The following is a 22,360-nucleotide window of genomic DNA, read 5'->3' as shown; positions in this document are numbered from 1 at the left end:
GAATCGTTTTTTTAGCTCAGCAGGGAATGAGGGCGCAGGAATTGATCTACGGCAGGCGAAAGACTTTTGGTAACGCTTGCGCTCTTGAACCTGGAAATTGTGGCCCCATATACCGGAACAGAAGCGCGAGTTGAGTTCGCGCATGATTTTGAAAGGAGAAATCTATGGCTGACGAACAGACGCAGGATACGCAAACTCCAGACGCCAATTCGGCTGTCGGTGATGAACTGGCGACTCGTGTGCAAGTGCTCGAAGAGCAATTGGCTGCTGCGCAGGATCAGTCTTTGCGTGTTGCCGCCGATCTGCAGAACGTCCGCCGCCGCGCCGAGCAGGATGTTGAGAAGGCTCACAAGTTCGCGTTGGAAAAATTCGCCAATGACCTGCTGCCGATTATCGACAGCCTGGAGCGTGGCCTTGAATTGTCCAACCCGGACGATGAAAACATCCGCCCAATGCGCGAAGGGATTGAACTGACCCTGAAAATGTTCCAGGACACCCTGAAGCGTTATCAGCTGGAAGCCATCGATCCGCAAGGCGGCGAGCCGTTCAATGCAGAGCATCACCAAGCCATGGCCATGCAGGAAAGCCATGACCTGGAGCCCAATAGCGTATTGAAAGTGTTCCAGAAGGGTTATCAGCTCAACGGTCGTTTGTTGCGCCCGGCAATGGTGGTGGTGAGCAAAGCTCCTGCACCCGTTGCACCTTCTATTGATGAGCAGGCTTGAAATCCGCCGCAAGGCCCCCATTTATAAGTCAAGCGTTTAAGTGCTACCGCAGTTAGCCACCACTGCTGCGGCATCCAAATTAAAGTTTCGGGAGAGTAAATCATGGGCAAAATTATCGGTATCGACCTGGGGACTACCAACTCCTGCGTCTCCGTGCTGGAAAACGGTGTTGCTAAAGTTATCGAAAACGCCGAAGGCGCGCGTACCACGCCGTCGATCATTGCTTACGCCAACGACGGTGAAATCCTCGTCGGTCAGTCGGCCAAGCGTCAGGCTGTGACCAATCCGCATAACACCCTGTACGCGGTGAAGCGTCTGATCGGTCGTAAGTTCGATGAAGAAGTCGTACAGAAAGACATCAAGATGGTCCCTTACAAAATCGCCAAGGCTGACAACGGTGACGCCTGGGTTGAAGTAAACGGCCAGAAAATGTCGCCGCCGCAAATCTCGGCTGAAATCTTGAAAAAGATGAAGAAAACCGCCGAAGACTACCTCGGTGAAGCAGTGACTGAAGCGGTGATCACCGTTCCGGCCTACTTCAACGACAGCCAGCGCCAGGCGACTAAAGACGCCGGCCGCATCGCGGGCCTGGACGTAAAACGTATCATCAACGAACCCACTGCAGCTGCACTGGCTTACGGTATGGACAAGGCCAAAGGCGACCACACTGTGATCGTTTATGACCTGGGTGGCGGTACGTTCGACGTCTCCGTGATCGAGATCGCTGAAGTTGACGGCGAGCACCAGTTTGAAGTGTTGGCCACCAACGGTGACACCTTCCTGGGTGGTGAAGACTTTGACATTCGTCTGATCGACTACCTCGTTGAAGAATTCAAGAAAGAAAGCGGCATGAACCTCAAAGGTGACCCGCTGGCAATGCAGCGCCTGAAAGAAGCCGCTGAGAAAGCCAAGATCGAGCTGTCTTCCGCTCAGTCGACCGACGTGAACCTGCCGTACATCACTGCAGACGCCACCGGTCCTAAGCACTTGAACGTGAAGATCTCGCGTTCCAAGCTGGAAGCGCTGGTTGAAGACCTGGTTCAACGCACCATCGAGCCTTGCCGCATCGCGCTGAAAGACTCTGGTATCGACGTTGGCGCGATCAACGACGTGATCCTGGTTGGCGGTCAGACCCGTATGCCACTGGTTCAGAAGCTGGTTACCGAGTTCTTCGGCAAAGAAGCGCGTAAAGACGTGAACCCGGACGAAGCTGTTGCCATGGGTGCTGCTATCCAAGGTGCGGTACTGGCCGGCGACGTGAAAGACGTGCTGCTGCTGGACGTCAGCCCGCTGACCCTGGGTATCGAAACCATGGGCGGCGTGATGACCGCGCTGATCGAGAAAAACACCACGATTCCTACCAAGAAATCGCAAGTGTTCTCGACTGCCGACGACAACCAAGGCGCAGTGACTATTCACGTGCTGCAAGGTGAGCGTAAGCAAGCTGCTCAGAACAAGTCCTTGGGCAAGTTCGACCTGGCTGAGATTCCGCCAGCACCACGTGGCGTGCCACAAATTGAAGTGACCTTCGACATCGACGCCAACGGCATTCTGCACGTAGGTGCTAAAGACAAGGCCACTGGCAAAGAGCAGAAGATCACCATCAAGGCCAACTCCGGTCTGTCTGATGAAGAAATTCAACAGATGATTCGTGATGCTGAAGCCAATGCTGATGCGGATGCTAAGTTTGCTGAGCTGGCCGGCGCCCGTAACCAAGGCGATGCCCTGGTTCACTCGACGCGCAAAATGGTCTCCGAAGCGGGCGACAAAGTGACCGCTGAAGAGAAAACCGCAATCGAAGCGGCAGTGGTTGCCCTGGAAACCGCCATTAAAGGCGACGACAAGGCTGCCATCGAAGCCAAGGTTGAGGAGCTGTCGAAAGTCTCCGCACCGGTTGCTCAGAAAATGTACGCCGAACAAGGCCAGCCGGCAGAAGGCGCTGCACAACACGCAGAACCTGAAGCCAAGCACGACGACGTTGTCGATGCCGAGTTCGAAGAAGTTAAAGACCACAAGTAAGTTGGTCGCCCGGTTGACCGCTATCAAGCGGTGACTGGTAGGATGTCGCCGCGCGGGAGCTTGCTCCCGCGTTGGCGTGTCTGGGGTATGCGAATTTTTACAACATGCGACAAGGTTCGGGTGTTGGCGGTGTGACTGGGAATGCTCCTGCTTCCTGGCGGCAGTCACCGCGTTTTTGGCCGGGTCCCTGGCTAAAAGCAGTAATGACCAGGATCGTTGAATTGACGTGAGTTGGGTCCGGGCCTGTATTGGGGCTCAACGAGTTTGGCAAGGCTCAGGAGGGTCTGGCCGAACGTCCTTAAGAGTGCAAAAACTTATGGCAAAGCGTGACTATTACGAAGTATTGGGTGTGGAGCGCGGTTCCAGCGAGGCGGACCTGAAAAAGGCTTACCGTCGCCTGGCGATGAAGCACCACCCGGACCGTAATCCGGATAGCAAAGAATCCGAAGAGATGTTCAAAGAGGCCAACGAAGCCTATGAATGCCTGAGTGATCCGAACAAGCGTGCGGCCTACGACCAGTATGGCCATGCCGGTGTCGACCCAAGCATGGGTGGCGGCGGTGCCGGTTTTGGTGGTCAGAACTTCTCCGACATTTTCGGTGACGTATTCAGCGACTTCTTCGGCGGCGGTCGTGGCGGCCAGCGTGGCGGTGCCCAGCGTGGCAGCGACTTGCGCTACACGCTGGAGCTGAACCTGGAAGAAGCCGTGCGCGGCACTACCGTGAATATACGTGTGCCGACGCTGGTCAATTGCAAGCCATGCGACGGTTCGGGGGCCAAGAAGGGTTCCTCGCCGATCACATGCCCCACCTGTGGTGGTATCGGCCAGGTGCGCATGCAGCAGGGCTTCTTCTCGGTGCAGCAGACTTGCCCGCGTTGCCATGGCCAGGGCAAGATCATTTCCGATCCGTGCGACTCCTGCCATGGCGAAGGCCGCGTCGAAGAGTACAAGACCCTTTCGGTGAAAGTGCCGGCGGGTGTGGATACCGGTGATCGCATTCGCCTGTCGGGCGAAGGCGAGGCGGGGGCTCAAGGTGGCCCTACGGGCGACCTGTACGTGGTGATCAATGTGCGCGAGCATTCGATCTTCCAGCGCGACGGCAAACACCTGTTCTGCGAGGTGCCTATCAGCTTTGTCGACGCGGCCCTGGGTGGCGAGTTGGAGATTCCGACGCTGGACGGTCGAGTCAAGCTCAAGATCCCGGAAGGCACGCAGACCGGCAAACAGTTCCGTATCCGTGGCAAGGGCGTTGCGCCTGTGCGTGGTGGCGGTGCTGGGGACCTGATGTGCCGCGTAGCGGTGGAAACGCCAGTTAACTTGGGTCGCCGTCAGCGCGAACTGCTGGAAGAGTTCCGCAGCTCGTTGGAAGGCGATGACTCGCATTCGCCGAAAACCACCGGCTTTTTCGATGGTGTGAAGCGCTTCTTCGGCGACCTCTAAGGAAGTGAGTATGCGACGTATAGCCGTAATGGGCGCTGCCGGGCGCATGGGCAAGACCTTGGTCGAGGCGGTGCAGCAGGGCTCGCCGGCCTCCGGGCTAACGGCGGCGATTGTTCGCCCCGGTAGCACGTTGATCGGTGCGGACGCCGGTGAGCTGGCCTCGTTGGGGCGCATCGGTGTTTCGCTGTCGGGCAACCTTGAGCAGGTGGCTGACGAGTTCGACGTGCTGATCGATTTCACATTGCCGGAGGTGATGCTGAAAAACCTGGCGTTCTGCCGCAAGGCGGGCAAGGCCATGGTGATCGGTACTACGGGCTTGGGTGCTGAGCAGAAGCAGTTGCTGGTGGAGGCGGGCAAGGATATTCCGGTCGTCTTCGCTGCCAATTTCAGTGTCGGCGTGAACCTGTCGCTCAAGTTACTGGACCTGGCGGCGCGTGTGCTGGGTGATGAAGCGGATATCGAGATCATCGAAACTCATCACCGGCACAAGATCGACGCGCCGTCGGGTACTGCGTTGCGCATGGGTGAGGCAATTGCCGATGCGCTGGGGCGGGACCTGTCGAAAGTCGCCGTGTATGGTCGTGAAGGCCACACCGGTGCGCGTGCACGTGACACCATCGGCTTTGCCACCGTGCGCGGTGGTGATGTGGTCGGTGATCACACTGTGCTGTTCGCCACCGAAGGCGAGCGCCTGGAGATCACGCATAAGGCATCCAGCCGCATGACGTTCGCCAAGGGTGCGGTGCGTGCCGCGCTTTGGTTGGAAGGTCGTGAGGCGGGGCTGTATGACATGCGTGATGTGCTGGATCTGCACTAATCAGTAGCTAAAACGGGGCCTCAGGATTATCCTGAGGCCCCGTTTTTACCCGCTAAGCGACGTCCTGTCGCATTCCCCTGCCTTTAAGGCTCATTAGCGGTGGACCAAAAAAGCCTTTTTCTGTAAGCTACAGCTTTAGTGTGTCCACTAAAAGCGCGCAGAATAATTCAGTGAAGAAGCGGGGTGACGTGTCCATACGTCACTCCGCTTTTTTACAACCTGCGATCGCCCTTTCAGGCTTTATTTACGGGAGGTCTTCTTGACTAAGCCAGCCATACTCGCCCTTGCTGATGGCAGCATTTTTCGCGGCGAAGCCATTGGAGCCGACGGTCAAACCGTTGGAGAGGTAGTGTTCAACACTGCCATGACCGGCTATCAGGAAATCCTTACCGATCCTTCCTACGCCCAACAGATCGTTACCCTGACCTATCCGCACATCGGCAACACCGGTACTACACCGGAAGACGTCGAGTCTGATCGTGTCTGGTCGGCCGGCCTGGTCATTCGTGACCTGCCACTGGTTGCGAGCAACTGGCGTAACACGATGTCGCTGTCCGATTACCTGAAAGCCAACAACGTTGTGGCGATCGCCGGTATCGATACGCGCCGCCTGACACGCATCCTGCGTGAAAAAGGCTCGCAGAACGGCTGCATCATGGCGGGTGACAATATTTCCGAAGCAGCGGCAATTGCCGCAGCGCAAGGCTTCCCTGGCCTGAAAGGCATGGACCTGGCGAAAGAAGTCAGCACCAAAGAGCAGTACGAGTGGCGCTCCACTGTCTGGGACTTGAAGACCGACAGCCACGAGACCATCGCTGCTGCTGACCTGCCTTACCACGTAGTCGCCTACGACTACGGCATCAAGTACAACATCCTGCGCATGCTGGTCGAGCGCGGTTGCCGCGTGACCGTGGTGCCAGCGCAAACCCCAGCCAGCGACGTGCTGGCCCTGCAGCCGGACGGTGTGTTCCTGTCCAACGGCCCGGGTGACCCGGAGCCTTGCGACTACGCCATCAAGGCGATCAAGGAAGTGCTGGAAACCGAGATCCCGGTATTCGGTATCTGCCTCGGTCACCAGTTGCTGGCCCTGGCTTCCGGTGCCAAGACCCTGAAAATGGGGCATGGCCACCACGGTGCCAACCACCCGGTGCAAGACCTGGACACTGGTGTGGTGATGATCACCAGCCAGAACCACGGCTTTGCGGTGGATGAAGCGACCTTGCCGGCTAACGTTCGCGCAATTCACAAGTCGCTGTTCGACGGTTCCTTGCAAGGCATCGAGCGCACTGACAAGAGTGCGTTCAGCTTCCAGGGCCACCCTGAAGCAAGCCCGGGCCCGAACGACGTAGCGCCGCTGTTCGACCGTTTCATCAATGAGATGGCCAAGCGACGCTGACTGAGTGGCTTGCGGGCGGCCCCGAACCTCGGTGGCCCCCGCAGGCTCTTCAAAGAGTGTTCAAGACGGCTTGCCGACTGACCTGCGGATTTGAGTGACAAACCCATGCCAAAACGTACAGACATAAAAAGCATCCTGATTCTCGGCGCTGGCCCGATCGTGATCGGCCAGGCCTGCGAGTTCGACTACTCCGGCGCCCAGGCTTGTAAAGCCCTGCGCGAAGAGGGTTACCGCGTCATCCTGGTGAACTCCAACCCGGCCACCATCATGACCGACCCGGACATGGCCGACGCCACCTACATCGAACCGATCAAGTGGCAGACCGTTGCCAAGATCATCGAGAAAGAGCGTCCGGACGCACTGCTGCCGACCATGGGCGGCCAGACTGCATTGAACTGCGCCCTGGACCTGGAGCGCGAAGGCGTCCTGGAAAAATTCGGCGTAGAGATGATCGGTGCGAATGCCGACACCATCGACAAGGCTGAAGACCGTTCGCGTTTCGACAAAGCCATGAAGTCCATCGGCCTTGACTGCCCGCGTTCCGGTATCGCCCACAGCATGGAAGAGGCCAACGCGGTTCTCGAAAAGCTCGGCTTCCCGTGCATCATTCGTCCATCCTTCACCATGGGCGGCACCGGTGGCGGTATTGCTTACAACCGTGAAGAGTTCGAAGAAATCTGCGCGCGTGGTCTGGACCTGTCGCCGACTAAAGAACTGCTGATCGACGAATCCCTGATCGGCTGGAAAGAGTACGAAATGGAGGTTGTCCGCGATAAGAAGGACAACTGCATCATCGTTTGCTCCATCGAAAACTTCGACCCGATGGGCGTGCACACGGGTGACTCGATCACCGTTGCTCCGGCACAGACCCTGACGGACAAGGAATACCAGATCATGCGTAACGCCTCGTTGGCGGTATTGCGTGAGATCGGCGTTGAAACCGGCGGTTCCAACGTTCAGTTCGGTATCTGCCCGGACACCGGTCGTATGGTTGTGATCGAGATGAACCCGCGTGTATCGCGTTCTTCGGCGCTGGCATCGAAAGCGACCGGTTTCCCGATTGCGCGCATCGCTGCCAAGCTGGCGATCGGTTACACCCTGGACGAGCTGCAAAACGAAATCACTGGCGGCGCTACACCGGCCTCCTTTGAGCCGTCTATCGACTACGTTGTGACCAAGCTGCCGCGCTTTGCATTCGAGAAATTCCCGAAAGCCGACGCACGCCTGACCACTCAGATGAAGTCGGTTGGTGAAGTCATGGCCATCGGCCGGACCTTCCAGGAATCCCTGCAGAAAGCCCTGCGTGGTCTGGAAGTAGGCGTTTGCGGCCTGGACGAGAAGCTCGACCTGAGCAACCCGGAAAGCATGAGCGTGCTCAAGCGCGAGCTGACCGTGCCGGGCGCCGAGCGCATCTGGTACGTAGCCGATGCTTTCCGCGCCGGCATGACCGTCGAAGATATCTTCGGCATGAACATGATCGACCCGTGGTTCTTGGTGCAGATCGAAGATCTGATCAAGGAAGAAGAGAAGGTCAAGACCCTCGGTCTGTCCTCTATCGACCGCGACCTGATGTTCCGCCTCAAGCGCAAAGGTTTCTCCGACATGCGCTTGGCCAAGCTGCTGGGTGTGACCGAGAAGAACCTGCGCACGCATCGCCACAAGCTGGACATCTTTCCGGTCTACAAGCGCGTTGACACCTGCGCCGCCGAGTTCGCAACCGACACCGCGTACCTGTACTCCACTTACGAGGAAGAGTGCGAAGCCGCGCCGTCGGGGCGTGACAAGATCATTATCCTGGGTGGCGGTCCAAACCGTATCGGCCAAGGCATCGAGTTCGACTATTGCTGCGTACACGCCGCCCTCGCCCTGCGCGAAGACGGGTACGAGACCATCATGGTCAACTGCAACCCGGAAACTGTTTCCACTGACTACGATACTTCCGACCGTCTGTACTTCGAGCCAGTAACGCTGGAAGACGTGCTGGAAATCTGTCGCGTCGAGAAGCCTAAAGGCGTGATCGTCCAGTACGGCGGCCAAACCCCGCTGAAACTTGCTCGCGCTTTGGAAGCCGCTGGTGTGCCGATCATCGGCACCAGCCCTGACGCCATCGACCGTGCCGAAGACCGTGAGCGCTTCCAGCAAATGGTTGAACGCTTGAACCTGCGTCAGCCGCCAAACGCCACTGTGCGCAGCGAAGACGAAGCCATCCGTGCAGCCAGCAAGATCGGCTACCCGCTGGTCGTGCGTCCGTCCTACGTACTGGGCGGCCGGGCGATGGAAATCGTCTACGAAGAAGAAGAGCTCAAGCGTTACCTGCGTGATGCGGTGAAAGTGTCCAACGACAGCCCGGTGCTGCTGGACCACTTCCTCAACTGCGCCATCGAAATGGACGTGGATGCGGTGTGCGACGGTACCGACGTGGTGATCGGCGCGATCATGCAGCACATCGAACAGGCGGGCGTTCACTCCGGTGACTCCGCCTGCTCGCTGCCACCGTACTCGCTGCCGGCGCACATCCAGGACGAGATGCGTGAACAGGTCAAGAAAATGGCCCTGGAACTGGGTGTTGTCGGCCTGATGAACGTTCAGTTGGCGCTGCAAGGCGAAGACATCTACGTCATCGAAGTCAACCCGCGTGCTTCGCGTACCGTGCCATTTGTTTCCAAGTGCATCGGTGTGTCCCTGGCCATGATCGCCGCGCGCGTGATGGCGGGTAAGACCCTGAAGGAAATCGGCTTCACCAAGGAAATTATTCCGAACTTCTACAGCGTGAAAGAGGCGGTGTTCCCGTTCGCCAAATTCCCTGGTGTGGACCCGATCCTGGGCCCAGAGATGAAGTCCACCGGTGAAGTGATGGGTGTGGGCGATACCTTCGGTGAAGCGTTCGCCAAGGCGCAGATGGGTGCCAGCGAAGTGCTGCCAACCGGTGGTACCGCGTTTATCAGCGTGCGTGATGATGACAAGCCACTGGTTGCAGGCGTAGCCCGTGATCTGATCAACTTGGGCTTTGAAGTCGTGGCCACTGCCGGGACCGCTAAGCTGATCGAAGCTGCCGGCCTGAAAGTGCGTCGCGTGAACAAGGTGACGGAAGGCCGTCCGCACGTGGTCGACATGATCAAGAATGACGAAGTCACGCTGATCATCAACACCACAGAGGGTCGCCAGTCGATCGCGGACTCCTACTCCATTCGTCGTAATGCCTTGCAGCACAAGATCTACTGCACCACCACTATTGCTGCTGGCGAAGCCATCTGCGAAGCGCTCAAGTTCGGTCCAGAAAAGACCGTGCGTCGCTTGCAGGATCTACACGCAGGATTGAAGGCATGATCAAATACCCAATGACTGTCCAGGGCGCCAAGGCCCTGGAAGAGGAACACGCCCATCTGACCAAGGTCGTCCGTCCGAAGCTGAGCCAGGACATCGGTACGGCCCGCGAACTGGGTGACTTGAAGGAAAACGCTGAATACCACGCTGCTCGCGAGCAGCAGGGTATGGTCGAGGCGCGGATCCGTGACATCGAAGGCCGTATGCAGAATGCGGTGGTCATCGACGTCACGACCATCCCGAAGACCGGCAAAGTGATTTTCGGCACCACCGTGGAAATCGCCAACGTCGAGACTGATGAGCGCGTTGTTTACCACATCGTGGGTGAAGACGAAGCCGACTTCAAACTCGGCAAGATCTCTGTTGGTTCCCCACTCGCCCGTGCCTTGATTGCCAAGGAAGAGGGTGACGTGGTGGCTGTGAAAACGCCCGGTGGCGTTATCGAGTACGAGATTGTTGAAGTTCGTCACATCTGAAAGACGGCGCCCGCTTCATGCGGGCGCCATGCTTTGGCAGCTTGCCCAGATGCTTTGGGTGGGCGGCGTGTGGTTGTTACACATTGGTATATTACCGACGCTGGGCCTGATTGGCCTGGCGCCGTTGCTGATCGATGAGATCGACGGATTGCTAAGTGCGCTGCTGGTGGTTTTTGCGGCGGCGTGCGTGACGCTCCAAGTGCTGGTGCTGATCAGGGCCGAAGGCTTGGAGAGTTTGTGGCGGGATATTCGCGGCCAGCTGCTGTTGATGGCGCTGTATGCATGCGCAATGTTCTGCGTGGTGCATGTGTGGCTGCCGCAAGCGTTGCGCTGGCAGCTATTCAGCTATCTTGTGCTAGGGTTCTCCGGCCTGGTGCTGGTTATACAGCCGGCGCCTGGGTGGAGTGGCGGGGCGCGCGAAGCGCGCCCGTGACCCTTGTTGTCATTTGAAAGCTACTTGAAGCGGTGTACGTTCGACAGTTGCTTGTTGACGCTGAAGTTCTTGCGATACAGCAGCGCCATCTTGCCGATGACCTGAACCAGGTCCGCTTTGCCGACCTTGCACAGTTCTGCAATGGCGGCCAAACGCGCTTCGCGGTCAAGGATGTTGACCTTGATCTTGATCAGTTCGTGATCGCCCAATGCGCGTTCAAGTTCGGCTAACACACCTTCAGTCAAACCGTTGTCTGCCACAATCAGAACTGGTTTCAGATGGTGGCCAATGGATTTGTACTGTTTCTTCTGCTCTTGAGTGAGCGGCATAATCTGACCCCTGCGTCTGATCTTGTAAAAAGCGGCGGCCAGTTTACCCGAGCGAGTCCGGGACCGCCCAGTTAATCACGACCCGTTTTATTTTTCGAGGTGGCCCGTGGCCCGTTCCAAAACTAGTCTTAAGTGGCTGCAAGAGCATTTCAACGATCCTTACGTCAAAAAGGCGCAAAAGGACGGCTACCGTTCGCGGGCCAGCTACAAGCTGCTGGAGATCCAGGACAAGGACAAATTGATTCGTCCGGGCATGAGCGTTATTGATCTTGGCGCGGCCCCCGGTGGCTGGTCCCAAGTGACCAGTCGTCTGATTGGTGGGCAGGGCCGCTTGATTGCTTCCGACATCCTGGAAATGGACAGCATCCCGGATGTGACCTTTGTTCATGGTGACTTCACCCAGGACACCGTGCTCGCAGAGATCCTCGAAGCCGTGGGAAATTCGCAGGTAGACCTTGTGATTTCCGACATGGCCCCCAATATGAGTGGATTACCGGCCGTCGATATGCCGCGAGCGATGTTCCTTTGTGAATTGGCTCTGGATCTGGCAGGTCGGGTTTTGCGTCCTGGTGGTGATTTTCTGGTGAAAGTCTTCCAAGGCGAAGGTTTTGACGAGTACCACAAGAACATCCGCAAGCTGTTCGATAAGGTGCAGACGCGTAAACCTGACTCTTCACGGGACAGGTCTCGAGAGCAGTACCTGCTGTGCCGTGGGTTCCGCGGTGTCGAAGGCGCGGCGAGCGAAGAGCGTTTTTGAGAAATTCGAGGAGGGCGATAGGTTTTTTTATGTCGCTTTCGTCACGAAGCTTTACGAATATTGTGTAGTCAAAGTTTCACAAAGGGTTACAGACGGCGCCTGCCAGAGTTGTAGGTAATGTAGTAAGTTAGGCCGGTGAATATCATGCGAAGCGCGCGCCAGTAGCGGAGCTTGCTTCAGAGGGTAGTTAATTGAACGATATGGCAAAGAATCTGATCCTGTGGTTGATCATCGCGGCTGTCCTGGTGACGGTGATGAACAACTTCTCCAGCCCTAATGAGCCGCAGACCCTCAACTATTCCGACTTCATCCAGCAAGTTAAGGATGGCAAGGTCGAGCGCGTAGCGGTTGATGGCTACGTAATTACCGGCAAGCGCAGCGATGGCGATAGCTTCAAGACCATTCGTCCGGCAATCCAGGACAACGGTCTGATCGGCGACCTGGTGGATAACCACGTAGTCGTTGAAGGCAAGCAGCCTGAGCAGCAGAGCATCTGGACTCAACTCCTGGTGGCCAGCTTCCCGATCCTGGTGATTATCGCCGTGTTCATGTTCTTCATGCGCCAGATGCAAGGTGGTGCGGGAGGCAAGGGCGGGCCGATGAGCTTCGGCAAGAGCAAGGCGCGCCTGCTCTCCGAAGATCAGGTGAAGACCACCCTGGCTGATGTTGCAGGTTGCGATGAAGCCAAGGAAGAAGTGGGCGAGCTGGTTGAATTCCTGCGCGATCCGGGCAAGTTCCAGCGCCTGGGTGGCCGTATTCCTCGCGGTGTGCTGATGGTCGGTCCTCCGGGTACCGGTAAAACCTTGCTGGCCAAGGCAATTGCCGGCGAAGCCAAGGTGCCTTTCTTCACCATTTCCGGTTCTGACTTCGTCGAGATGTTCGTCGGTGTGGGTGCCAGCCGCGTTCGCGATATGTTCGAACAGGCCAAGAAGCACGCGCCATGCATCATCTTCATCGATGAAATCGACGCCGTTGGTCGCCATCGTGGTGCCGGCATGGGCGGTGGTCATGATGAACGTGAACAGACCCTCAACCAGTTGCTGGTAGAGATGGATGGCTTCGAAATGAATGACGGCATCATCGTCATCGCTGCGACTAACCGTCCTGACGTACTCGACCCAGCGCTGCTGCGTCCAGGTCGTTTCGACCGTCAGGTTGTGGTTGGCCTGCCGGATATCCGTGGTCGCGAACAGATTCTGAAAGTGCACATGCGCAAAGTGCCAATGGGTGACGACGTTGCTCCGGCCGTGATTGCCCGTGGTACTCCAGGTTTCTCCGGTGCCGACCTGGCCAACTTGGTGAACGAGGCTTCGTTGTTCGCAGCCCGTACCGGCAAGCGCATCGTGGAAATGAAAGAGTTCGAGTTGGCGAAAGACAAGATCATGATGGGCGCCGAGCGCAAATCGATGGTCATGTCCGAAAAAGAGAAGCAGAACACCGCTTATCACGAAGCTGGTCACGCCATTGTGGGTCGCGTTGTGCCTGAGCATGACCCGGTCTACAAAGTGTCGATCATCCCTCGTGGTCGGGCGCTGGGTGTCACTATGTTCCTGCCGGAAGAGGACCGTTACAGCCTCTCCAAGCGTGCACTGATCAGCCAGATCTGCTCGCTGTACGGTGGTCGAATTGCTGAAGAAATGACCCTGGGCTTTGACGGTGTAACCACCGGTGCCTCCAACGACATCATGCGTGCCAGCCAGATTGCACGGAACATGGTGACCAAGTGGGGCTTGTCGGAAAAACTTGGCCCATTGATGTATGCCGAGGAAGAAGGCGAAGTGTTCCTGGGTCGTGGCGGTGGCGGTCAAGCCGCCAGCTTCTCCGGTGAGACAGCTAAGCTGATCGACTCCGAGGTGCGCAGTATCATTGACCAGTGCTACGGCACGGCCAAGCAGATCCTGACCGACAACCGCGACAAGCTGGATGCCATGGCTGATGCGCTGATGAAGTACGAAACCATTGATGCCGACCAGATCGACGACATAATGGCAGGTCGTACGCCTCGTGAGCCTCGCGATTGGGAAGGCGGTTCAGGTACTTCTGGCACTCCGCCAGTGGTTCAGAACGAACGTCCTGAAACCCCGATCGGCGGCCCGGCAGCTGACCTCTAAGGTTTGAAATGACTTCTGCGTTGTCCTCCACCCGGTTGCCTTGCGGCAACCGGGTTCTTGATTTGGCCCATACACATGTCATGGGCATTCTTAATGTAACCCCTGATTCCTTTTCTGACGGCGGCCGTTTCAGCCAACTGGATGCCGCATTGCGTCATGCCGAAGCGATGGTGGCGGCTGGCGCAACGTTGATTGATGTCGGCGGCGAGTCGACTCGCCCTGGCGCTCGTGTTGTTTCTCCCGCCGAGGAGCTGGAGCGCGTGGCGCCGATAGTCGAGCTTATTGCTCGCGAGTTGGACGTAATCATATCGGTCGATACATCCACCCCAGCCGTGATGCGTGAGACGGCACGTCTGGGGGCGGGGCTCATCAATGACGTCCGCTCGCTGCAGCGCGACGGCGCCCTGGATGCTGCGGCGGCAACCGGTCTGCCGGTGTGCCTGATGCATATGCTGGGAGAGCCCGGCAATATGCAGGACAGCCCGCACTACGATGACCTCGTTGGCGAAGTGAGCGGGTTCCTTGCTGAACGGATTGCTCAGTGCGTCAAGGTGGGGATTGCTGCCGAAAAGATCATCCTTGATCCCGGGTTTGGCTTCGCCAAGACCCTTCAACACAATTTAAGCCTGTTCAAGCATATGCAAGCCTTGCATGCCCTTGGTCGGCCCCTTTTGGTCGGCGTTTCGCGCAAGAGCATGATAGGGCTGGCCTTGAGCCGTCCTGTAGGTGAGCGGCTGTACGGTGGGCTGGCGCTGGCGGCGCTGGCCGTGACCAAAGGTGCGCGTATTTTGCGTGTGCATGACGTCGCCGAGACGGTCGATGTGGTGCGTATGCTTGCTGCTGTAGAATCAGCCGAATAAGAATGATGGAGCACTTATGACTAAAAAATATTTTGGCACCGACGGTATCCGTGGCCGTGTCGGCGAATTCCCGATTACTCCTGATTTCATGCTCAAGCTGGGTTGGGCGGCAGGCATGGCGTTCCGCAGCATGGGCGCGTGCCGCATCCTGGTAGGCAAAGACACCCGGATTTCGGGGTATATGTTTGAATCGGCGCTGGAGGCAGGTTTATCCGCCGCCGGTGCTGATGTAATGCTGCTGGGCCCTATGCCGACACCGGCGATCGCCTACCTGACGCGTACCTTTCACGCTGAAGCCGGTATCGTGATCAGTGCCTCGCACAATCCCCATGATGACAACGGCATCAAGTTTTTCTCGGGCCAGGGCACCAAGCTGCCGGACGAGATCGAGCTGATGATTGAAGAGCTGCTGGATGCACCGATGACCGTGGTCGAGTCCAGCAAGCTGGGTAAGGTCTCGCGCATCAACGACGCCTCTGGTCGTTATATCGAATTCTGCAAGAGCAGCGTGCCGACCAGCACCAATTTTGCCGGCCTGAAGATCGTCGTCGATTGTGCGCACGGTGCAACCTACAAGGTCGCTCCGAGTGTATTCAAAGAGCTGGGTGCTGACGTGACAGTGCTGTCAGCCCAGCCGAATGGTTTGAATATCAACGATAACTGCGGCTCCACCCATATGGAGCAGCTGCAGGCGACCGTTCTGGCTGAGCATGCTGACTTGGGTATCGCCTTTGATGGCGATGGTGACCGCGTGTTGATGGTGGATCACACCGGTACTGTTGTTGATGGCGATGACTTGCTGTTTATCATTGCTCGCGATCTGCATGAGCGTAACAAGCTGCAAGGTGGTGTCGTTGGTACGCTGATGAGCAATCTTGGGCTTGAGCTGGCCTTGGCAGAGCTGGGGATCCCATTTGTTCGCGCCAATGTCGGTGACCGCTATGTAATCGCCGAGCTGCTGGAGCGTAACTGGCAGGTGGGTGGTGAGAGCTCTGGGCATGTTGTCTGCTTCCAGCACACCACCACGGGCGATGCCATTATTGCTGCGCTGCAAGTGTTGCTGTCCTTGCGTCGTCGCGAAGAGAGTCTCGCTCAGGCGCGTCAGGCGCTGCGCAAGTGCCCGCAAGTTCTGCTCAATGTGCGTTTCGCCGGTGGTGAAAACCCGATCGAGCACCCTGCTGTCAAAGACGCCTGCGAGCGCGTGACCCAGGCAATGGCGGGGCGTGGGCGGGTGTTGCTGCGCAAGTCCGGCACAGAGCCTTTGGTGCGTGTCATGGTCGAAGGTGAAGACGAAGCACAGGTTCGCGGCCATGCCGAGGACCTGGCAAAACTGGTAACTGAAATTTGCGCCTGAATTCGGCTTGCCAGTGATGATGTGGTTGGGTAACATCTGCGCCCACTTTGACCGACGAGGTACAGCATGCGTCGCACTATGGTAGCTGGTAACTGGAAGATGCACGGTACCCGCGCCAGTGTCGCTGAGCTGATAAACGGCCTTCGTCACTTGGCCTTGCCTAGCGGTGTTGATGTCGCGGTTTTTCCGCCTTGCTTGCATATCAACCAGGTTGTTGATGGCTTGAAAGGTAAGTCGATTCAGGTCGGCGCGCAGAATTCTGCGGTGGAGCCCATGCAAGGTGCGTTGACCGGTGAGATTTCGCCGAGTCAGTTGGTAGATGCGGGTTGTTCCTATGTGCTTGTCGGGCACTCCGAGCGCCGTCAAATGATGGGCGAACGTGATGGGACACTCAATCGCAAGTTCGCAGCAGCACAGGCTTGTGGCCTGATTCCAGTGTTGTGCATAGGGGAGACTCTTGAGCAGCGTGAATCGGGCAAGACTCTTGAAGTTGTCTCGCGTCAGCTGGGCAGCATCATCGAGGAGTTGGGTGTTGGTGCATTTGCAAAGGCAGTAATTGCTTACGAGCCGGTCTGGGCCATTGGCACCGGGCTGACTGCTACACCGCAACAGGCGCAGGATGTGCACGCAGCCATCCGCGCGCAGTTGGCGGCAGAGAATTCTGAAATCGCACAAGGTGTGCGGCTTCTATACGGCGGCAGCGTGAAGGCGGCCAATGCGGTCGAACTGTTCGGCATGCCGGATATCGATGGGGGGCTCATTGGTGGAGCTTCCCTGAATGCAGATGAGTTCGGTGCGATCTGTCGCGCCGCGGGAAACTGAAAAAATGCTGGAAACAGTCGTAGTCGTTTTTCATCTGTTGGCTGCCCTGGGCGTAATTGCCCTGGTTTTGTTGCAACAGGGTAAAGGTGCGGATGCTGGTGCGTCTTTCGGTGCAGGTGCTTCAAATACTGTATTCGGAAGCCAAGGTTCCTCTACCTTTCTTAGTAAGTTTACTGCTATACTTGCCGCCGGTTTCTTCATAACCAGCTTGGGGTTAGGTTACTATGCTAAAGAGAAAGCTCATGTGCTGACTCAAGTAGGTCTCCCAAATCCAGCAGTGTTGGAAGTACCAAAAGCAAAACCGGCTTCTGATGATGTCCCGGTGCTTCAAGAGCAAAAGTCGGCTACTCCAGCGACTGACGTACCTCCAGCTCAAGAGCAGAAGTAAGAAGGGTTGTAAGCGCTGTATTGCCGAGGTGGTGGAATTGGTAGACACGCAACCTTGAGGTGGTTGTGCCCATAGGGTGTAGGGGTTCGAGTCCCCTTCTCGGTACCAATTATCAGGAGAGCCCGCTGTTGCGGGCTTTCTTGTAGGTGGAAGGTTACATTGACCCTGTAAAGGATCGGTCGTATACTTCCGCCCCAGCTTTGTCGCGGGGTGGAGCAGTCTGGTAGCTCGTCGGGCTCATAACCCGAAGGTCGTCGGTTCAAATCCGGCCCCCGCAACCAGTTTTAGCGGAGCCCCTTTTAAGGGGCTTTTTGTTAGCTGGACACTTTCAACGCCGCTGTTCGACGGCGTTTCAAGGATGGGCGTTTCGCCCATTTTTTTATTTTGCACAGCATGCACATACATGCACGAGGGGGTTCAGGTGTCGAGCAAGCTAGAAGAGTTGCAGGCCTTGTTGGCCCCGGTGGTCGTGGCCCTAGGCTATGAATGCTGGGGTATTGAGTTTTCGGCTCAAGGTCGCCACTCAATGTTGCGCGTTTATATCGATAAAGAGGGCGGCGTGCTGGTGGACGATTGTGCCATTGTCAGCCGTCAGATCAGCGGTGTGCTGGATGTTGAAGATCCAATCGCCGTTGAGTACACCCTTGAAGTTTCCTCGCCTGGCATGGAACGCCCACTGTTCACTATTGATCAGTTTGCAAAATTTGCCGGTGAACAAGTGAAGATCAAGCTGCGCTCTCCCTTTGAAGGGCGACGCAACTTTCAGGGCCTTCTGCGCGGTGTAGAAGAACAGGATGTCGTGGTGCAGGTAGAAGACCATGAATTCCTGTTGCCGATCGATATGATCGACAAGGCCAACATTATTCCCAGTTTTGACTGAGACGCGGATCCCGCGGATCCAATGGCTTGCGAAAGGCGAGGCGTACGATGAGCAAAGAAGTACTGCTGGTTGTTGAGTCGGTATCCAATGAAAAGGGCGTACCGGCAAACGTGATTTTTGAAGCGCTGGAGCTGGCCTTGGCCACTGCTACCAAAAAGCGTTTTGAAGACGAAGTTGATCTGCGTGTGGAAATCAACCGCCACACCGGTGCCTATGAGACTTTCCGTCGCTGGACGGTCGTCGAAGAAGCCGATCTTGATGATCCGGCCATCGAAACTTGGCCAAGCAAGGTTGCCGAAACGCATCCTGGCGCCAATGTCGGTGATGTCGTCGAAGAAAAGATCGAGTCGATCGAATTCGGCCGTATTGCTGCACAGACCGCCAAGCAGGTCATCGTGCAGAAGGTTCGCGAAGCCGAGCGCGCTCAAGTCGTTGACGCTTATCGCGAGCGCCTGGGTGAGATCATCTCCGGCACCGTGAAAAAAGTTACCCGCGACAACGTGATCGTCGACTTGGGCAATAACGCTGAAGCGTTGTTGGCCCGCGAAGACATCATTTCTCGCGAAACCTTCCGTGTCGGCGTGCGTCTGCGTGCGCTGCTCAAGGAAATCCGCACCGAGAACCGCGGCCCGCAGTTGATCCTGTCGCGTACCGCGCCGGAAATGCTGATCGAGCTGTTCCGTATCGAAGTGCCGGAAATTGCCGAAGGCCTGATCGAAGTCATGGCTGCGTCCCGCGACCCGGGTTCGCGCGCCAAGATCGCGGTCCGTTCCAAGGACAAACGCATCGACCCGCAGGGCGCTTGCATTGGTATGCGTGGTTCACGCGTCCAGGCAGTGTCGGGCGAATTGGGCGGTGAGCGTGTGGACATCGTCCTATGGGACGATAACCCGGCGCAGTTCGTGATCAACGCCATGTCGCCAGCTGAAGTGGCGGCAATTATCGTTGACGAAGATGCCCATGCAATGGACATCGCCGTTGGCGCAGACAATCTGGCTCAGGCCATTGGTCGTGGTGGTCAGAACGTGCGTCTGGCCAGCCAACTGACCGGCTGGACCCTGAACGTGATGACCGAATCGGACATCCAGGCTAAGCAGCAAGCTGAAACCGGTGACATCCTGCGCAACTTCATCGACGAGCTGGAAGTCGACGAAGACCTGGCGCAGGTACTGGTAGATGAAGGCTTCACCAGCCTGGAAGAGATTGCCTACGTACCGTTGGAAGAAATGCTCAACATCGACGGCTTTGACGAAGACACCGTCAACGAGCTTCGCGCTCGGGCCAAGGATCGTTTGTTGACTAAAGCCATCGCTACTGAGGAAAAGCTGGCAGACGCCCATCCGGCCGAAGACCTGCTCTCGCTTGAGGGTATGGACAAGGATTTGGCGATGGAACTGGCGGTGCGCGGCGTAATTACCCGCGAAGACCTGGCCGAGCAGTCTATTGACGATCTGCTCGACATCGACGGCATTGACGATGATCGTGCCGGCAAGTTGATCATGGCCGCCCGAGCCCATTGGTTCGAGTAACTAGGCGCGGCCTGAGGAGAGAAGTGCATGACGCAAGTCACGGTGAAACAACTGGCCGATGAGGTCAAAACACCGGTAGAGCGCCTGTTGCAGCAGATGCGTGAGGCAGGTCTGCCGCACACCGCCGCCGATGAAGGTGTGAGCGATAGTGAGAAGCAGTCTTTGCTGACTCACTTGAAGAGCAGCCACAAGGCGAAAGTGGAAGAACCGCGCAAGATTACATTGCAGCGCAAAACCACCAGCACCCTGCGTGTTGCTGGTAGCAAGAGCATCAGCGTTGAAGTACGCAAGAAGAAAGTCTTCGTACAGCGCAGCCCGGAAGAAATCGAAGCCGAGCGCAAACGCGAACTGGAAGAACGTCGCGCAGTAGAAAATGCTGCTCGTCAGAAGGCTGAAGAAGAAGCCAAGCGTCGCACCGAAGAAGAAGCGCGTCGCCAGCCTACTGCTGCGCAACCTGCTGGTACTGAAGCGGTCGCCGCTCCTGTAGCGCCTGTTGAAGCTGTGCGTGAGGCCGCTCCGGTTGCCGCTGCACCTGCTCCTGCAGCAGACGCTCGCAAGCGCGACGAACCTCGTCGTCCGGACAAGCCACGTGCCGACGATAACAATCGTCGCGGTGGTGGTGCTGATGGCGAGCGCAAAAACGCTCCGCATCGTGCCTCGGTCAAAGAGAAAGCGCCTGCTCCACGCGTTGCTCCACGTACTACCGACGAAGAAAGCGATGGCTTCCGTCGTGGTGGTCGCGGCAAGGCCAAGCTGAAAAAACGTAACGCCCACGGTTTCCAGAGCCCAACCGGCCCTGTCGTGCGTGATGTGCAGATCGGCGAGACCATTTCTGTTGGCGATCTCGCCAATCAGATGTCGGTCAAGGCTGCTGAAATCATCAAGTTCATGTTCAAACTGGGTACTCCAGCGACTATCAACCAGGTGCTTGATCAGGAAACTGCTCAGCTCGTGGCTGAAGAGTTGGGCCATAAAGTGACCCTGGTCAGCGACACCGCCTTGGAAGATTCCCTGGCCGAGTCCTTGAAGTTTGAAGGTGAAACCTTCTCCCGTGCGCCAGTCGTGACCGTAATGGGCCACGTTGACCATGGTAAGACTTCCCTGCTCGACTATATCCGTCGTGCCAAGGTAGCTGCTGGCGAAGCCGGCGGTATCACCCAGCACATCGGTGCCTACCACGTTGAAACCGAACGCGGCATGGTCACCTTCCTCGACACCCCAGGTCACGCCGCGTTTACCGCAATGCGTGCCCGTGGTGCCAAGGCGACTGACATCGTGATCCTGGTAGTTGCAGCGGACGACGGCGTGATGCCGCAGACCATTGAAGCTGTCCAGCACGCCAAGGCCGCAGGTGTTCCACTGGTTGTTGCAGTGAACAAAATCGACAAGCCGGGCGCTGATCTCGATCGCATCCGTAGCGAGCTGTCGGTTCACGGCGTGACTTCCGAAGAGTGGGGCGGTGATACGCCGTTCGTTTCGGTTTCGGCGAAAGTCGGTACCGGTGTAGACGAGCTGCTCGAAGCGGTTCTGCTGCAAGCTGAAGTACTCGAACTGAAAGCAACTCCATCGGCCCCGGGTCGCGGTGTTGTGGTTGAATCGCGTCTCGACAAAGGTCGTGGCCCGGTTGCAACCGTTCTGGTTCAAGACGGTACCCTGCGCCAAGGCGACATGGTGCTGGTCGGTTCGAACTACGGCCGTGTACGTGCCATGCTCGACGAGAACGGCAAGCCAATCAAAGAAGCCGGTCCTTCCATCCCTGTCGAGATTCTCGGCCTGGACGGTACCCCGGACGCTGGCGACGAGATGAGCGTGGTTGCCGACGAGAAGAAAGCCCGTGAAGTGGCTCTGTTCCGTCAAGGCAAGTTCCGCGAAGTCAAGCTGGCCCGTGCTCACGCCGGCAAGCTGGAAAACATCTTCGAAAACATGGGCCAGGCAGAGAAGAAGACGCTCAACATCGTCCTCAAATCTGACGTCCGTGGTTCGCTCGAAGCGTTGAACGGCGCCTTGAATGGCCTGGGTAACGACGAAGTGCAAGTGCGCGTTGTCGGTGGCGGTGTCGGTGGTATCACCGAGTCCGACGCCAACCTGGCACTGGCTTCCAACGCTGTACTGTTCGGCTTCAACGTGCGTGCCGATGCTGGCGCTCGCAAGATCGTCGAGCAGGAAGGCCTGGACATGCGTTACTACAACGTCATCTACGACATCATCGAAGACGTCAAGAAAGCCCTTACCGGCATGCTTGGCAGCGACGTTCGGGAGAATATCCTGGGTGTTGCCGAGGTGCGTGACGTGTTCCGCTCGCCGAAATTCGGCGCGATCGCCGGTTGCATGGTTATCGAAGGTGTTGTGCACCGTAACCGTCCAATCCGTGTACTGCGTGAAGACATCGTTATCTTCGAAGGCGAGCTGGAATCCCTGCGCCGCTTCAAGGATGACGCTTCCGAAGTACGTGCCGGCATGGAATGCGGTATCGGCGTCAAGAGCTACAACGACGTCAAGGCTGGCGACAAGATCGAAGTCTACGAGAAGGTTCAGGTTGCTCGCAGCCTCTAACTCGCGCACTTCAGGAGCCACGCCGCGTGTGGGCATGCAAATGCCCCGCGCAGCGTACGGACTCTAAACGCAACGCCCGGTCTGGCTTTTGTCAGGCCGGGCGTTTGCCGCTTTCAGACCCCACGGGTTTCACCGTGTGGCAGTAA

At 57.3% G+C, this 22,360-nt stretch carries 18 protein-coding genes and 2 tRNA genes; 19 read left to right on the top strand and 1 reads right to left on the bottom strand.

From position 1 onward, the window contains the following. Positions 1-164 precede the first annotated feature (164 nt). The 8 genes from grpE (at position 165) to K0P33_RS27505 (ending at position 10,631) form a co-directional block, all read left to right on the top strand. The gene (grpE, locus tag K0P33_RS27540; RefSeq protein WP_094951702.1) at positions 165-725 is read left to right on the top strand and encodes a nucleotide exchange factor GrpE; all 561 of its coding nucleotides are present in this window, start codon (positions 165-167) and stop codon (positions 723-725) included. Positions 726-827: 102 nt separating this feature from the next. Then, positions 828-2,744, top strand: a complete 1,917-nt coding sequence (gene dnaK, locus K0P33_RS27535; protein WP_094951703.1) for a molecular chaperone DnaK — start codon at positions 828-830, stop codon at positions 2,742-2,744. Positions 2,745-3,060: 316 nt separating this feature from the next. After that, positions 3,061-4,185, top strand: coding sequence for a molecular chaperone DnaJ (gene dnaJ / locus K0P33_RS27530; protein ID WP_094951704.1), 1,125 nt, complete (start codon positions 3,061-3,063; stop codon positions 4,183-4,185). A 10-nt stretch (positions 4,186-4,195) separates the two neighbouring features. Beyond that, positions 4,196-5,002, top strand: a complete 807-nt coding sequence (gene dapB / locus K0P33_RS27525) for a 4-hydroxy-tetrahydrodipicolinate reductase (protein ID WP_242152593.1) — start codon at positions 4,196-4,198, stop codon at positions 5,000-5,002. Positions 5,003-5,261: 259 nt separating this feature from the next. After that, entirely contained in the window at positions 5,262-6,398 is a 1,137-nt protein-coding gene (gene carA, locus K0P33_RS27520) for a glutamine-hydrolyzing carbamoyl-phosphate synthase small subunit (RefSeq protein WP_094951706.1), read from the top strand. A gap of 105 nt (positions 6,399-6,503) precedes the next feature. Then, a complete protein-coding gene (gene carB, locus K0P33_RS27515; protein WP_094951707.1) occupies positions 6,504-9,725 on the top strand; it encodes a carbamoyl-phosphate synthase large subunit in 3,222 nt (1,073 codons plus the stop codon). Next, positions 9,722-10,198, top strand: coding sequence for a transcription elongation factor GreA (gene greA, locus K0P33_RS27510; RefSeq protein WP_094951708.1), 477 nt, complete (start codon positions 9,722-9,724; stop codon positions 10,196-10,198). Before carB ends, greA begins: the two co-directional genes overlap by 4 nt. Before the next feature lie 28 nt (positions 10,199-10,226). Continuing rightward, entirely contained in the window at positions 10,227-10,631 is a 405-nt protein-coding gene (locus K0P33_RS27505) for an MFS transporter (protein WP_242152590.1), read from the top strand. A gap of 20 nt (positions 10,632-10,651) precedes the next feature. Here K0P33_RS27505 and K0P33_RS27500 read toward each other — a convergent pair whose 3' ends face one another. After that, positions 10,652-10,960, bottom strand: coding sequence for a YhbY family RNA-binding protein (locus K0P33_RS27500; RefSeq protein WP_017139256.1), 309 nt, complete (start codon positions 10,958-10,960; stop codon positions 10,652-10,654). 106 nt (positions 10,961-11,066) lie between these two features. Here K0P33_RS27500 and rlmE point away from each other — a divergent pair, with 106 nt between their 5' ends. The 11 genes from rlmE to infB all read left to right on the top strand — a co-directional run bounded on the left by rlmE (position 11,067) and on the right by infB (position 22,214). Next, entirely contained in the window at positions 11,067-11,717 is a 651-nt protein-coding gene (gene rlmE, locus K0P33_RS27495; RefSeq protein ID WP_065892263.1) for a 23S rRNA (uridine(2552)-2'-O)-methyltransferase RlmE, read from the top strand. A 200-nt stretch (positions 11,718-11,917) separates the two neighbouring features. Further along, entirely contained in the window at positions 11,918-13,828 is a 1,911-nt protein-coding gene (gene ftsH, locus K0P33_RS27490; protein WP_242152587.1) for an ATP-dependent zinc metalloprotease FtsH, read from the top strand. 8 nt (positions 13,829-13,836) lie between these two features. Then, positions 13,837-14,688, top strand: a complete 852-nt coding sequence (gene folP / locus K0P33_RS27485; protein ID WP_242152584.1) for a dihydropteroate synthase — start codon at positions 13,837-13,839, stop codon at positions 14,686-14,688. A 16-nt stretch (positions 14,689-14,704) separates the two neighbouring features. Next, positions 14,705-16,042, top strand: coding sequence for a phosphoglucosamine mutase (gene glmM / locus K0P33_RS27480; RefSeq protein WP_242152581.1), 1,338 nt, complete (start codon positions 14,705-14,707; stop codon positions 16,040-16,042). Positions 16,043-16,108: 66 nt separating this feature from the next. Further along, positions 16,109-16,864, top strand: coding sequence for a triose-phosphate isomerase (gene tpiA, locus K0P33_RS27475; protein ID WP_083356722.1), 756 nt, complete (start codon positions 16,109-16,111; stop codon positions 16,862-16,864). Positions 16,865-16,868: 4 nt separating this feature from the next. Next, positions 16,869-17,252 (top strand): preprotein translocase subunit SecG, encoded by a 384-nt coding sequence (gene secG / locus K0P33_RS27470; RefSeq protein ID WP_083356723.1) that lies wholly within the window; start codon positions 16,869-16,871, stop codon positions 17,250-17,252. 22 nt (positions 17,253-17,274) lie between these two features. Next, positions 17,275-17,360 (top strand) — tRNA-Leu (locus tag K0P33_RS27465). Positions 17,361-17,456: 96 nt separating this feature from the next. Next, positions 17,457-17,533: transfer RNA gene (locus tag K0P33_RS27460), tRNA-Met, on the top strand. 140 nt (positions 17,534-17,673) lie between these two features. After that, complete coding sequence (gene rimP, locus K0P33_RS27455) at positions 17,674-18,132, top strand: ribosome maturation factor RimP (protein WP_032865935.1); 459 nt, start codon at positions 17,674-17,676, stop codon at positions 18,130-18,132. 47 nt (positions 18,133-18,179) lie between these two features. Then, positions 18,180-19,661, top strand: a complete 1,482-nt coding sequence (nusA, locus tag K0P33_RS27450; protein WP_078739144.1) for a transcription termination factor NusA — start codon at positions 18,180-18,182, stop codon at positions 19,659-19,661. A 27-nt stretch (positions 19,662-19,688) separates the two neighbouring features. After that, a complete protein-coding gene (infB, locus tag K0P33_RS27445) occupies positions 19,689-22,214 on the top strand; it encodes a translation initiation factor IF-2 (protein ID WP_242152577.1) in 2,526 nt (841 codons plus the stop codon). Positions 22,215-22,360 lie beyond the last annotated feature (146 nt).

Origin of the sequence: Pseudomonas sp. ArH3a (genome assembly GCF_022648765.1) — a bacterium.
Lineage (GTDB): Bacteria > Pseudomonadota > Gammaproteobacteria > Pseudomonadales > Pseudomonadaceae > Aquipseudomonas.
The sequence above is the reverse complement of the archived record's forward strand: the minus strand, read 5'-3'. Positions and strand labels throughout refer to the sequence as shown.

Coding starts and splice junctions, on each gene's coding strand:
- folP (WP_242152584.1), top strand. CDS start 13,837: ATGACTTCTGCGTTGTCCTCCACCCGGTTGCCTTGCGGCAACCGGGTT.
- K0P33_RS27500 (WP_017139256.1), bottom strand. CDS start 10,960: ATGCCGCTCACTCAAGAGCAGAAGAAACAGTACAAATCCATTGGCCAC.
- tpiA (WP_083356722.1), top strand. CDS start 16,109: ATGCGTCGCACTATGGTAGCTGGTAACTGGAAGATGCACGGTACCCGC.
- ftsH (WP_242152587.1), top strand. CDS start 11,918: ATGGCAAAGAATCTGATCCTGTGGTTGATCATCGCGGCTGTCCTGGTG.
- dnaK (WP_094951703.1), top strand. CDS start 828: ATGGGCAAAATTATCGGTATCGACCTGGGGACTACCAACTCCTGCGTC.
- dapB (WP_242152593.1), top strand. CDS start 4,196: ATGCGACGTATAGCCGTAATGGGCGCTGCCGGGCGCATGGGCAAGACC.
- infB (WP_242152577.1), top strand. CDS start 19,689: ATGACGCAAGTCACGGTGAAACAACTGGCCGATGAGGTCAAAACACCG.
- K0P33_RS27505 (WP_242152590.1), top strand. CDS start 10,227: ATGCTTTGGCAGCTTGCCCAGATGCTTTGGGTGGGCGGCGTGTGGTTG.
- carB (WP_094951707.1), top strand. CDS start 6,504: ATGCCAAAACGTACAGACATAAAAAGCATCCTGATTCTCGGCGCTGGC.
- nusA (WP_078739144.1), top strand. CDS start 18,180: ATGAGCAAAGAAGTACTGCTGGTTGTTGAGTCGGTATCCAATGAAAAG.
- secG (WP_083356723.1), top strand. CDS start 16,869: ATGCTGGAAACAGTCGTAGTCGTTTTTCATCTGTTGGCTGCCCTGGGC.
- dnaJ (WP_094951704.1), top strand. CDS start 3,061: ATGGCAAAGCGTGACTATTACGAAGTATTGGGTGTGGAGCGCGGTTCC.
- grpE (WP_094951702.1), top strand. CDS start 165: ATGGCTGACGAACAGACGCAGGATACGCAAACTCCAGACGCCAATTCG.
- greA (WP_094951708.1), top strand. CDS start 9,722: ATGATCAAATACCCAATGACTGTCCAGGGCGCCAAGGCCCTGGAAGAG.
- glmM (WP_242152581.1), top strand. CDS start 14,705: ATGACTAAAAAATATTTTGGCACCGACGGTATCCGTGGCCGTGTCGGC.